Source organism: Paenibacillus sp. FSL H3-0286, from assembly GCF_045040705.1.
Taxonomy (GTDB): domain Bacteria; phylum Bacillota; class Bacilli; order Paenibacillales; family Paenibacillaceae; genus Paenibacillus_AQ; species Paenibacillus_AQ odorifer.
Map to the genome: position 1 here is coordinate 1956052 of NZ_CP150285.1, position 12517 is coordinate 1968568.

Sequence of the window (12517 nt, forward strand, 5' to 3'; positions counted from 1 at the left end):
TGGAGTCCATAACTATGCTCCAAAGGCTAAATACTAACTAATAACGTCATCTGTGTCCGGCAGCCTCAAGGAATTTTGATTCACCGGGTGCAGGCAGCAATGTAAGGACTCTTTCTGCTGGATGGTATCTTGCTAAGAAAGTAAAAAGTTTTTCAAGCTGTTCAGATTGTGATACGATGAGGAAATGAACTGTTCATTTATTAAAATATAAGGTATAAGTTACATACTATACTTTATCCTTATGTTACTACGAGAAACGGTTGTTATCTCTAAAGGACGACAACGTTATTTTTCTTGTGATTTTGTGAATCTACCATATCCCTAAGGGTTTAAAAGGAGGATGCGAACGATGAGTACGATAGATCTTATTTTGGATAAAGCCCTGCGGGGTGACCGTCTCCAATTGGAAGATACCATCCGACTATTCGAGAGCAACGAAATTGAGAAAATGGGTGCTGCTGCAAACACTATTATGGAACGCTGGCATCCGGACCCGTTAGCCACATTTGTAATTGGCCGTAATATTAACTATACGAATGTATGTGATGTGTACTGCCGTTTTTGTGCTTTTTACCGCAGACCAGGCTCGGATGAAGGCTATGTGCTGCCAGATGAAACGATTTATCAAAAAATTGCTGAAACGATTGCTGTTAATGGTACAGAAATTCTTATGCAAGGTGGAACTAATCCTAACCTTCCATTTAGCTACTATACAGATATACTGCGCGGAATTAAGCAACGTTTCCCTGAGATTACAATGCACTCCTTCTCTCCTGCGGAGATTATGAAGATGAAAGAAGTATCAGGATTACCGTTGGAACAAGTGGTTCGTGAAATTCATGCTGCGGGTCTGGATTCCTTGCCAGGCGGAGGCGCAGAAATTCTTGATGACCGTACACGCCGCAAAATCAGCCGGCTAAAAGGCTCGTGGCGCGAGTGGATGGATGTAATGCAGACAGCACATAAAGTGGGTATGAATACAACAGCAACAATGGTGATTGGGCTTGGAGAAAGTATGGAAGAACGAGCTTTGCACTTACTACGTGTACGTGAGGCTCAGGATGAGTGTATTGCCAACAAATATGATTCTGAAGGTTTCTTGGCCTTTATCTCATGGACATTCCAGCCGGACAATACCAACCTGAAGCTGGACAGACAAACGCCTGAGGAATATCTGAAGACGGTAGCGATCAGCCGCCTTGTGTTGGATAATATTAAGAACTTCCAATCTTCTTGGGTCACTATGGGGCCAGAGGTCGGCAAGCTCTCCTTGCAATATGGCTGCAACGATTTCGGCAGCACAATGATTGAAGAGAACGTAGTATCTTCTGCGGGTGCGACTTACAAGGTAAACATCGAGTCGATTACTCAGCTGATTCGCGAAGCAGGCAAAGTTCCAGCACAGCGGAATACACGTTATGATATTCTGCGGGTGTTCGATGATCCTAATGCGAAGATTGATAATGATTTTGTAATGCAGAACTAATATATATTAATTATTAATCAACGCTTGATGCTTGTTAATCCTTAAGTGGATTACTGAGCATCAAGCGTTTTTTTTGTAAGGTTAGGATTACGATCATTAGCAAGCCTTATTGCAGAACACATCTGAATCTTCGCTTGTTATATCATCCGCTAGGCGTACGGACCCAGTGGACCTTAATTGCAAATTCAGCGCTTCTTGAGTCGGGGTTCGGACCCCAGCGACGCTATTCCTTGAAAAGAGCCCCATATAGGCTGGTTTTTAGTGCAATAGCGACTGTGGGGTCCGATAGCATAGGGAAAATCGGAAAATGTGGCGTATAAGAGCATCAGTGTCCGATAGAGCTGATGTATACGAACAATATGAACTAATGTTAACTACACAAACGAGGGTTGGTGTGGAGTACGCCTTTTAACGAAGCTTTATATAAATGTGAACATAAAAATATTTTTTTATTTCTTTTTACCCATTCACATTATTATCCAAAAGTGATATCATAATCATATCAAAAGAATATCTAGTGGGGGTGCTTTTATGAAAGAGAAAACGCTTCGTCCTGTCAGTGGATTTTGGGTTCTCGCCTTAATTGCAGTTTGTTTAGCTGGGGGAATTTATGGTGCGGTTCAAGAGTATGTCGCAGTGCCAGTCATTCTGTTCGTTGTAGCTGGGGTATTATGTACAAGTGTTACGGTTGTGCAGCCCAATAAGTCGGTTGTAGTTACCTTTTTCGGGCAATATGTAGGGACTATCGTGACAAGTGGCTTGTTTGCAGTCATTCCGTTCAGTTTGCGCAAGACGGTTTCCCTCCGCGTACGTAACTTTAACAGTGTCAAGCTGAAGGTTAATGATGTGGAAGGTAATCCGATTGAAATTGCTGCAGTTATCGTATTTAAGGTAATTAACTCTGCAAAAGCGCTTTTTGATGTAGATAAATATATGGCGTTTGTGGAAATTCAAAGTGAAACAGCGCTGCGTCATGTGGCCAGTAAATACCCGTATGATAACTTCAATGAATCGGGCATGTCCCTGCGGGCCAATGCAGATGAGATTGCTAAAGAATTGGCAACCGAGCTGCAAGAACGTTTGTCGATATCTGGTGTAGAGGTCATTGAAGCGCGGCTCACACACTTGGCTTATTCCACAGAGATTGCCAGTACAATGTTGCAACGTCAGCAAGCATCTGCAATTCTGTCCGCTCGTCAAATCATTGTTGAAGGCGCCGTGGGCATGGTCGATATGGCGATTAAACAGCTTAAAGAGAGTGGCGTGGTTGAGCTTGATGAGGAACGCAAAGCGGCGATGATTAATAATCTGATGGTTGCGATCGTGTCGGAGCGCGGAGCGAGTCCGGTCATTAACGCCGGCTCGTTGTACTAAGGCGGTGCATCATGGCGGCCAAGAAAAGCTTTCCACTGCGGATTGATCCGGATTTACATGAGGCGCTGGAACGATGGGCGGGAGAGGAATTTCGCAGCGTAAACGGACATATCGAATACTTGTTGCGTGAGTCTTTGAAGCGTGCAGGCCGCTTACCTGAAAAAAAACGGCGAGAGGAATAACCATAGAAGGGCTGTTTCAGCATCCATGTATTGGCTGCAAGAACAGTCCTTATGTGTGTCTTCTGACTGTGTTTCTATCATTTTGGACCCTTTTCTGACTTGACTGTCAGAGAGGACAGATTTATAATTACTCCATAATTCACGTTAACAGCATTGACGAAGATATGAGTTGATTGTTCTGGACCGTTCAGAGAGAGGAAACTTAGGCTGAAATTTCCTCCGGCATCCTGCTTTCGATTTACCCCTTTGTAGCTGCGGTTTTGAATTCCCTGCAATGGGATAGTAAGAGCTGCCGGTTCATGGTCGTTACTCCATGCTTACGAAGGATTCTATCTTCACTCCGCTTGAGGATTCAAGGGAGGCTAGAGAGAATCGAATTTGGGTGGAACCACGGGTGTAATCGCTCGTCCCTTTGCGGGACGGGCGTTTTTTTGTGTGCGTGGATATTATTGTTCCGCAAAGGTTAAAGGGCCCTTAGGCTTAATTATATGAAGGAGGAATTAGCAATGTCAGTAAGTATTAAGCTTCCGGACGGTTCTGTCCGTGAATACGCAGAGGGTAGCAGTATTGATGATGTAGCAGCTTCTATTAGCAGTGGCCTGCGCAAAAATGCAGCAGCGGGGAAATTGAACGGTATCGTTGTAGATTTATCTACTCCCCTTGAAGAGGGCGCACTGGTAGAGATCGTAACTTTGGATTCACCTGAAGGTCTGGAGGTTATGCGCCACAGTACAGCTCACTTGATGGCTCAAGCGGTTAGACGTTTGTTCGGAACAAAAGAAGTTAAGCTTGGTGTAGGTCCGGTCATTGAAGATGGCTTCTACTACGATATGGATCTGGAACATCCTCTAAATCCTGAAGATTTGCTCAAAATCGAAAAGGAAATGGACCGCATAATTTCGGAGAACCTGCCGATCGTGCGCAAAGAAGTTAGCCGCAAGGAAGCACTTGAAATTTTCGGTGAGCTAGGTGATCCTTACAAGCTGGAATTGATCGAGGCATTGCCTGAAGATAGCGTAATTTCTATCTATGAACAAGGAGAATTCTTCGACCTATGCCGTGGACCCCATGTGCCGTCGACTGCTAAGATCAAAGTCTTTAAATTGATGAATGTAGCCGGTGCTTACTGGCGCGGCGACAGCAAGAATAAGATGCTTCAACGCGTATACGGCACAGCTTGGATTAAAAAAGCTCAGCTTGATGAGCATCTTCGTCTGCTTGAAGAAGCGAAGAAACGCGATCACCGGAAGCTCGGTAAAGAGCTTGAAATCTTTACATTTAATCAATTGGTAGGACAAGGCTTGCCAATCTGGTTGCCTAAGGGTGCCAAATTGCGCAGTATTCTGGAGCGTTATATCGTAGATCTGGAAGCAAGTCTTGGCTATCAGCATGTATACACACCAGTTCTGGGTAATGTTGAGCTGTACAAAACTTCAGGACACTGGGAGCACTATCAAGAGGACATGTTCCCTAAGATGACTATCGACAATGAAGAATTTGTTCTTCGTCCAATGAACTGCCCGCATCACATGATGATTTATAAGAGCTCAATGCACAGCTACCGTGATCTGCCGATCCGTATTGCTGAGCTTGGTATCCAGCACCGTTATGAAATGTCAGGCGCATTGACTGGCTTACACCGTGTACGCTCGATGACTCTTAATGACTCCCATATTTTCTGCCGTCTGGACCAAATTAAAGGCGAGTTCATTCGTGTAATCGAATTGATTAAACAGGTATACAGTGACTTTGGTATTAATGACTACCGTTTCCGGTTGTCCTATCGTGATCCTAAGGATACTGAGAAATATTATGCAAATGACGAAATGTGGGAAACTGCACAGCGGATGTTGCGTGAGGTTGTAGAGGAAGCTGGACTGCCGTTCTACGAAGCAGAAGGCGAAGCTGCATTCTATGGTCCTAAACTTGATGTGCAAATTAAGACTGTATTAGGTAAAGAAGAGACTCTGTCTACTGTACAAATCGACTTCTTGCTGCCTGAACGTTTTGAACTGGAATATATCGGCGATGATGGTCAAAAACACCGTCCAGTCGTTCTGCACCGCGGAATCTTGGGTACAATGGAACGTTTCGTTGCCTTCCTGTTAGAGAACTTTGCGGGCTCGCTGCCGCTTTGGTTATCTCCACAGCAGGTTAAAGTAATTCCTGTATCGACAGCGTTCGACGATTATGCCAAGGAAGTTACAGACAAGCTGCGTCGCCGTGGTATCTCTGCTGAAGCAGATCTCCGCAATGAGAAGCTGGGTTATAAGATTCGCGAAGCTCAGCTTGAGAAACTGCCATACATGTTCGTAGTTGGCGAGAATGAGATGAACGCTCAGACGGTTTCCATCCGTAAACGCGGGGAAGGCGACATTGGAGCTAAGCCGCTTCAAGAAGTGATTGAGCTCTTGTCTCAGGAAATTGCTGATCGTGTGATCTCCTAGTTTCTTGTAATTAACAACACCAAAATTACGTCTAAATAAGACCTCTGTTATATGCCAATGAGGATCAACTTCTGATCTTCATGTATAAAATTTTGTGAATCGGGAAACCTTCGCTAATAAGGGGGAGGTTTTTCACATGAACAAAATGGGCATATTTCAGAGGTTTTGGTGTCTTTTTGTCACCATCGTTTTGCTATTGACCGCTGCTGGAATCATTCCAGAATCTAAGCAACAGGCAGTAGGGGCCATTGGGACAGGAGACACTTTACAACACACGGGTATTAACAAAACGCTATCGAACGAGTTGCAATATACCAAGGCTAATTCTGTGTTTATGAGAACTACAGATGATAAGGTCATTCTTACGACTGGCCGTGCCACACTTATGTCAAACGAGGCGCATTCCGTCGCACCTGTATTACCTGCAACAACAAAAAATAAACCAGCAGCGACGAAGGCACCGCAGAGCACCAAAGCTCCAACCACTAAAGCAAACGGTGGCAGCGGATCTTCCAAACAGTTACCAAATTCTATTCCTGTAGCCGCACCTGCGGAAGACCAGATCATTACTTCAATGAAAGTGATGGCGACTGGATATACTGCGGGTTATGAATCTACAGGTAAAACATCTAAACATCCCGAATATGGAATTACCTATTCAGGGGTAAAAGTGCGCAGAGACAAAAATACAGTCTCAACCATTGCTGCGGACCCTAAGGTTTTGCCGCTGGGGAGTATTCTTTATATACCGGGCTATGGATATGCCATAGTTGCTGATACAGGCTCGGCTATTAAAGGGCGGAAGATTGATCTGTATTTTGCTACTACGAAACAGGTGTATAAGGAATGGGGCAAAAAATCAGTTGTAGTTCAACTCATTAAGCGTGGTAACGGGACTTGTACGGAAGTCATGCTGAAGAAGCTGAGCCAAGCGATTGAGACTTACAAAGCAGTACCGCAATCCATGCTCGAAGAATCCATTTAAAGGGATTGAACTTATTTTCACTTGGTCATGCATAATAGTGACATCACCTTGCCATAATACGGACTGGGGCAAAGCAATTGCCTCTTCCGAGATGTTCTCTTAGTAAGCATATTCTATGCTGCATAAGAGAAAAGGAGGTGAATTCCGTGGCCAATAACAAGAAATCTAAAGTACAAGAAAATTACAAAACACCAAATGAAAAATACAATGCTGAGTTTGCTGTTGAGAATGACGGCGCTACTAAGCAAAGTGGAAATACTTCTAAACCAGCTCAGAAACCGCAACAATAATGCGCTGACTGAAGCAGAAGACTGCTGAAAAAAAGAGACTGTCCAATTCAGTTAATTACTGAGGGACAGTCTTTTTTCATATATAATGAAGTAAATAGAATTTTATCCCATTCATCTCAGTCTAGAGACTGAGGGGAAGTTCCTTCTCTCGCCGCTGTTTCTCAGTACTTCATTCCTGTAGACTAAGGCTATAAGATTGAAGAAGAGAGCGTTCCACTACTTTAAAGGGGAAATGAATGATGAAAAGAAGGTTCACCAGCCAGGTTTTAGGCGGCCTGATCCTGATAGGGATTGGAGCTATGTTTCTACTGAGACAATTAGGTTACACTGATTTCAGCTTAGGTTACCTGATTTCGAATTATTGGCCGGTAATTTTGATCCTAATGGGAATGAACCGGCTTTTAGGTACAGGGGATGGACAATCCAAAGGTTCTTCACCTATCGGCGGCTTTTTCTTTCTGGCGATCGGAGTGTTTTTCCTTGGACGGAATTTAGATTGGTTCGATATTTCGGCCGGGGATTTTTTCAAAATGTTCATTCCAGTTATGTTGATCGGCGGCGGACTTTATGTGATTTTTAAACCACGCGGTTCAGTACCACCTGTGCCACCAGCTCCACCGTCACCACCAGATCACTTTCCTTCAGGAAAAAGCTCACTAGATGTGGAGCCGCCCAAACCACTGGATTCCACACTTGATGAACAATTTGAGCAAAAATTTGGCAAGGCTTCTGGTCAACGCGACTGGAAGGACTATCTTCAAAAAGATGAAGAAGACGATGAGGACGAAACAGGATCTTATAAGTCCAGCGCTGAAGCACGTTGGCAAGAGAAGCAGGAACGACACGAGCGCAGACGTCAGGAACGTCATGAGCGTCATGCTCATAGACATGGTAAATGGCATGAGGAATTCCATGAATCAAATAATCAAAAGGAATCGACCAATCGCTCTGCTTTTATCGGAGATGTCCACATGGGGCGCGAGCATTTCCAACTGAAGAACACGAATATCTCGCAGTTTATCGGCGATACCGTACTGGATCTGACGAATGCACAGATTGCTTATGGCGAAACGAGGATTAATATTTCCGCTTTTATAGGCGACATTAAAGTGTACATTCCGAATGATATGGATCTTGGCATCTCGGTGAACAGCAGTTCTTTTATCGGGGATATGGAAGTTCTGGATCAGTCTCGCAGTGGTTTTATGAGCAGTGTACAGTGCAAGACTCCTTATTATAAAGAAGCAGGCAAAAAAGTCCGTATAAATGTAAGTGCATTTATAGGTGACATTAAAGTTAAAACGGTGGGTTAGATGGGGACAATCTTCAGTAATACCAAATGGTTGCTGTTGTTTTACTTTTTGCTCACTGGAGCGGTAAGCGCAGGATTGATGTATGCAGGCACTTGCCTTGGTTATATCGAAGTGAAGGATTATCGGATGTGGCTGTACTTATGTCTCGGGATTGTGTTGTTCACTGTAGTTATCGGCTATATGGCAGGCCAGCGGATTCAGCGCCGGATTGATCATCTGGATCTGAATATGCTGCAGGTCGCCAAAGGAAATCTGTCCGTACGGATGCCAGAAAGTGACGATCAGTCTTTTGCCCGAGTGTATCACGAGTTTAATGTCATGATGGATACGGTCGAGAATAAGATGCAGCTTCTACAGCGATTGGGTGAACAAGAGGTTATTGAGAAGGAACAGGCAGCGGAGAGTGCGGTGTTGGAGGAAAGAAGGCGTATGGCCCGGGATCTGCATGATACGGTGAGCCAACAGCTTTTTGCCATCCATATGTCGGCTTCTTCGCTGCCTAAAGTGCTGAAGGTCAATGAAGCTCAAGGTCAAATGGTCATGGACCAGTTGATTACAATGTCTCAGATGGCACAAAAACAAATGAGAGCATTAATTGCACAACTGCGTCCGGTGGAGCTGGAAGGTCGAAATCTGTTCGAGGCGCTGGAAAAATGGTTTCCCGATTATTGCCGCCAGAATGGCTTGAAAGGAATGAAGGAGCTCGAACTTCAGGGCGAGTTATCGGAAGCAATCGAACATCAGCTGTTCCTAATTATTCAAGAGGCGATGGCGAATATCGTGAAGCATGCCGGGGCTAGACTGGTGAGTCTATCGCTGCGTGAAGGATCAAGACAAGTTGTGCTGAGTATTAGTGATGACGGTCAAGGTTTTGAACATGTGCAGCAAAAACAAGGCTCCTACGGTCTCACCACCATGCGCGAACGCGCGGAGAAACTGGGTGGGCAAGTGGAGATTATTAGCCGCAAGGGTGCGGGAACGACGATCCGTGTACATATTCCTAAGTTTGTTCAAGGGAACCCAGAATTAGAGCAGAATAGATCGTTAGGAACAGATACACAGGACGAGGAGGAGTAGAGCATGAGTGTCATAAAAGTGTTGCTCGTAGATGATCATGATATGGTACGGATGGGCCTCAAAACTTATCTAATGCTGGAGCCTACATTCGAGGTCATCGGTGAGGCGGCGAATGGACAAGAGGCGCTGGAGATGCTGCGTGCTGGTGGACATGAAGGTCTGCCTGACCTCGTGCTGATGGATTTGATGATGCCAGTGATGAATGGTGCCGAGACCACAAGAGCAGTGCTGGCTGAATTTCCTGGCCTCAAAATCGTGATCCTCACCAGCTTCCTGGAGGATGATCTTGTTGTAGATGCTATAGAGGCTGGTGCAGTCAGCTACGTGCTCAAAACAGTGTCGGCAGAAGAGTTAATCTACGCATTGCAAGGGGCTTACCGCGGCATGCCAGTCATGACGGGTGATGTGTCACAGGCGCTGACCCGTGGTATTCGCCAGCGCACCGTGCAAGGTGATTCCTCCGGTTTAACAGAGCGTGAGAAGGAAGTCCTGCTGCTTATAGCTGAGGGCAAGACCAATAAGGATATCGGTGAGGAGCTGCATATCAGCATCAAGACAGTGAAGACGCATGTCAGCAATCTTTTGATGAAATGCGAGCTTGATGACCGTACCCAGTTGGCTATTTACGCTCATCGGAAGGGCTGGGCTCAGGGGTAGGACTTGTAGACTAAGGTGCATTACTATTTGAAATGGTTTTAGAAGCTCGGGCCGCGATGTTTTTCGCGCCCGAGCTTCTTTTTTTACTTTCCTGCCTAATCTCCTCCCATTTGCCTATATCTTTTATCTGCGCTTAAATTGTTTTTAATGTGACCTTAAGGTTTAAAGTACAAAATAAGAACATGAAAACAAATTAATCCTTGTCACGGCGACAGGAAGCAGGAGGAAAGATAAACATGGACGATAACAAAAACAACTTCAATCGCGACAATGGACCAGCACCAGATCGGGAATGGGACAATAATAACAATAGCAGCAATAATAATAATTCATCTGAAGCAGGATCATCATCATACTACTATTCTTACGGACCTTTTAAATCTTTGAACAAAGATGAGAATAACGCTGACGGCGGCGCACAGCACTACAATCGGATGGAGCCAGAACGTGTCGAGGTTACACCTCCACAGCCTGTAAAGCCATTACCTTATAACACATCGCTTCGCACCACTGGCTATGATGGCAATGGTGGTGGCCGCGGAGGAAATGGCGGTGGCGGTTCTGAAGGTGGCGGCGGCTGGCAATATAATAAAAAACCAAAAAGCTCGTTAAAAACAGTGCTGATATCATTCCTAGCCGGTATGGTCGTTCTCTCGGGCTCAATGTATATGGCAGACAGAGGTAACTGGTTTACGGGAGATACAGCTACAACGGTTGCTAGCTCCGGAACGAATGGAACGGCGAAGACAACGGGCGAAAGTGCAGGTGTTGCGCCTTCTACTTCTACTACATCCTTGGTGACTGGATCTCGTGATGTGACAGGTGTTGTTGATGCGGTGGGACCAGCAGTTGTTAAGATTGAGACACTAGTTAAATCTAATTCGCGTAATGGAAGCTCATCCAGCCCGAATCTGAGTGATCCCTTCTCACAATTTTTCTTCGGGGATCAATACAGTGGAAATGGTTCTTCCCAAAATGAACAGGATTCCAAATCAGGCTCGGATTCTTCATCACAGCTTATCCCTTATGGAATTGGAACAGGCTTCATTTATGAGAAATCCGGCTATATTTTGACCAACCAGCACGTAATTGACAATGCCGATGTAATCCAAGTCACCGTGGATGGCGTAACCAAGCCTTATGAAGCGAAGCTGCTAGGTTCTAGCAAAGATCTGGATTTGGCTGTGCTTAAAATTGAAGGAGATAGTGATTTCCCTACAGTAGCACTGGGAGATTCGGATAGCATAAAGGTAGGTTCAGAAGTGGTTGCTATCGGTAACCCGCAAGGCTTCGACCATACTGTAACTTCCGGTGTTCTTAGTGCAAAAGGACGCAGTATTGATATTAACGAAGAAGATGGCAGTGGAACACGTAATTACAAAAACCTGCTGCAAACCGACGCTTCTATCAACCCGGGTAACTCAGGTGGGCCGTTGCTCAACATGAATGGGCAGGTAATTGGGATGAACGTAGCCGTCAGCACGGATTCTCAAGGTATTGGTTTCGCAATCGCTGTGAATACGATTAAAGAAGTCGTAGATAAACTGGAAGCCAACCAAGCCATTCCGAAAGAGCCGGTACCTTTCATTGGTGCAACTCTTATGACGATTACAGATGAGGTTGCTAAGCAAATGGGTACGGATATTAAAGAAGGTTCTGTGGTTGCAGATATCATCTATAAATCCCCAGCGTATACCGCTGACCTGCGCCCTTACGATATCATTACCGGTGCGAATGGAACGAAGTATGCAACCAACCAAGATCTGATTACTTTCATTCAAACGTTAAAAGTTGGTGATAAAGTAACATTAAATGTTGTGCGCGACGGTAAAACCATGGATCTTTCAGTTACCATCGGTAACAAAAATGATTTTGATACAACGACTACACAACAAAGTCAGCAGCAATAATACCGGACGGTAAGTCACACGGAAGGGGCGACCCTTCCGTTTTTGTCTAATTGTGATGTAAACTGCTACAATATATAAAAAGAACTGAACAATGGGGGCTGCTTGATGCGACCGAATATTCTAATTATTGATGATGACGAAAAGATTATTTCTATGCTGCGTAGAGGTTTAGCTTTTGAAGGTTACGATGTGAAAACAGCGGTGAATGGAGCGGATGGATTACGGGCAATCTTGAGCAGTGATCCGGATGTGGTAATTTTGGATGTAATGATGCCTCAGGTGGATGGTTTTGAAGTATGTCGCCGCTTGCGGGAAGGGGGCAGTAATGTTCCTGTTCTCATGCTTACCGCGAAGGATGAAATTGAGCACCGTGTAAAAGGGCTTGATCTGGGTGCGGACGATTATCTGGTTAAACCTTTCGCGCTGGAAGAACTGCTTGCACGTGTACGTGCGCTGCTTCGGCGTAAGAGTGAGCAAAACGAAGGTGGAGAGCAAGCGGTTTCTTATGAAGATATTACGCTGGATGTGGATTCACGTGAGGTTACCCGCGCCGGTAAAAGACTGGAGCTAACAGCGAAGGAATTTGAGCTGCTTCATCTTTTTATGCAAAATCCGAAACGTGTGCTTTCACGGGATCTGATCATGGATAAAATATGGGGTTATGATTATAGCGGTGAATCTAATGTGCTTGAGGTATACATAGCTATGCTACGTCAAAAGACGGAGGAGCATGGCGGTAAACGCCTCATTCAAACGATCCGGGGTGCCGGTTACATTCTAAGAGGTGACAACTAAC

General features: G+C 45.0%; 11 protein-coding genes. All 11 read left to right on the forward strand.

Going from position 1 to position 12517, the window contains the following annotated elements; genetic code table 11:
• Positions 1–349 precede the first annotated feature (349 nt).
• Positions 350–1486: a cyclic dehypoxanthinyl futalosine synthase gene (gene mqnC, locus MHB37_RS08375; RefSeq protein ID WP_076184682.1), complete on the forward strand. Its 1137-nt coding sequence runs from the start codon at positions 350–352 to the stop codon at positions 1484–1486.
• A 531-nt stretch (positions 1487–2017) separates the two neighbouring features.
• On the forward strand, positions 2018–2860 hold the full coding sequence (locus MHB37_RS08380) for an SPFH domain-containing protein (RefSeq protein ID WP_036684473.1): 843 nt from the start codon (positions 2018–2020) through the stop codon (positions 2858–2860).
• A gap of 11 nt (positions 2861–2871) precedes the next feature.
• Positions 2872–3042 carry a toxin-antitoxin system HicB family antitoxin gene (locus MHB37_RS08385; protein ID WP_036684471.1) on the forward strand — a complete coding sequence of 57 codons (171 nt, stop codon included), beginning with the start codon at positions 2872–2874 and terminating at the stop codon, positions 3040–3042.
• A 506-nt stretch (positions 3043–3548) separates the two neighbouring features.
• On the forward strand, positions 3549–5489 hold the full coding sequence (thrS, locus tag MHB37_RS08390; RefSeq protein ID WP_076135889.1) for a threonine--tRNA ligase: 1941 nt from the start codon (positions 3549–3551) through the stop codon (positions 5487–5489).
• A 385-nt stretch (positions 5490–5874) separates the two neighbouring features.
• Entirely contained in the window at positions 5875–6474 is a 600-nt protein-coding gene (locus MHB37_RS08395; RefSeq protein ID WP_175617330.1) for a 3D domain-containing protein, read from the forward strand.
• Between the two features lie 146 nt (positions 6475–6620).
• The gene (locus MHB37_RS08400) at positions 6621–6764 is read left to right on the forward strand and encodes a hypothetical protein (protein WP_156113077.1); all 144 of its coding nucleotides are present in this window, start codon (positions 6621–6623) and stop codon (positions 6762–6764) included.
• A 236-nt stretch (positions 6765–7000) separates the two neighbouring features.
• Positions 7001–8077: a cell wall-active antibiotics response protein LiaF gene (gene liaF, locus MHB37_RS08405; protein ID WP_305953552.1), complete on the forward strand. Its 1077-nt coding sequence runs from the start codon at positions 7001–7003 to the stop codon at positions 8075–8077.
• The gene (locus MHB37_RS08410) at positions 8078–9154 is read left to right on the forward strand and encodes a sensor histidine kinase (protein ID WP_076126420.1); all 1077 of its coding nucleotides are present in this window, start codon (positions 8078–8080) and stop codon (positions 9152–9154) included. It abuts the gene before it with no gap.
• A gap of 3 nt (positions 9155–9157) precedes the next feature.
• Positions 9158–9811, forward strand: coding sequence for a response regulator transcription factor (locus MHB37_RS08415; RefSeq protein WP_036684464.1), 654 nt, complete (start codon positions 9158–9160; stop codon positions 9809–9811).
• 236 nt (positions 9812–10047) lie between these two features.
• Positions 10048–11721: a S1C family serine protease gene (locus MHB37_RS08420; protein WP_248547671.1), complete on the forward strand. Its 1674-nt coding sequence runs from the start codon at positions 10048–10050 to the stop codon at positions 11719–11721.
• A gap of 105 nt (positions 11722–11826) precedes the next feature.
• Positions 11827–12516, forward strand: coding sequence for a response regulator transcription factor (locus MHB37_RS08425; RefSeq protein WP_076126423.1), 690 nt, complete (start codon positions 11827–11829; stop codon positions 12514–12516).
• Position 12517 lies beyond the last annotated feature (1 nt).

Bases quoted from the DNA above. Each gene is read 5' to 3' on its own strand.
- MHB37_RS08395 (WP_175617330.1), top strand. From the start codon at position 5,875: ATGTCAAACGAGGCGCATTCCGTCGCACCTGTATTACCTGCAACAACA.
- MHB37_RS08425 (WP_076126423.1), top strand. From the start codon at position 11,827: ATGCGACCGAATATTCTAATTATTGATGATGACGAAAAGATTATTTCT.
- MHB37_RS08385 (WP_036684471.1), top strand. From the start codon at position 2,872: ATGGCGGCCAAGAAAAGCTTTCCACTGCGGATTGATCCGGATTTACAT.
- MHB37_RS08420 (WP_248547671.1), top strand. From the start codon at position 10,048: ATGGACGATAACAAAAACAACTTCAATCGCGACAATGGACCAGCACCA.
- MHB37_RS08380 (WP_036684473.1), top strand. From the start codon at position 2,018: ATGAAAGAGAAAACGCTTCGTCCTGTCAGTGGATTTTGGGTTCTCGCC.
- MHB37_RS08410 (WP_076126420.1), top strand. From the start codon at position 8,078: ATGGGGACAATCTTCAGTAATACCAAATGGTTGCTGTTGTTTTACTTT.
- thrS (WP_076135889.1), top strand. From the start codon at position 3,549: ATGTCAGTAAGTATTAAGCTTCCGGACGGTTCTGTCCGTGAATACGCA.
- MHB37_RS08415 (WP_036684464.1), top strand. From the start codon at position 9,158: ATGAGTGTCATAAAAGTGTTGCTCGTAGATGATCATGATATGGTACGG.
- liaF (WP_305953552.1), top strand. From the start codon at position 7,001: ATGATGAAAAGAAGGTTCACCAGCCAGGTTTTAGGCGGCCTGATCCTG.
- mqnC (WP_076184682.1), top strand. From the start codon at position 350: ATGAGTACGATAGATCTTATTTTGGATAAAGCCCTGCGGGGTGACCGT.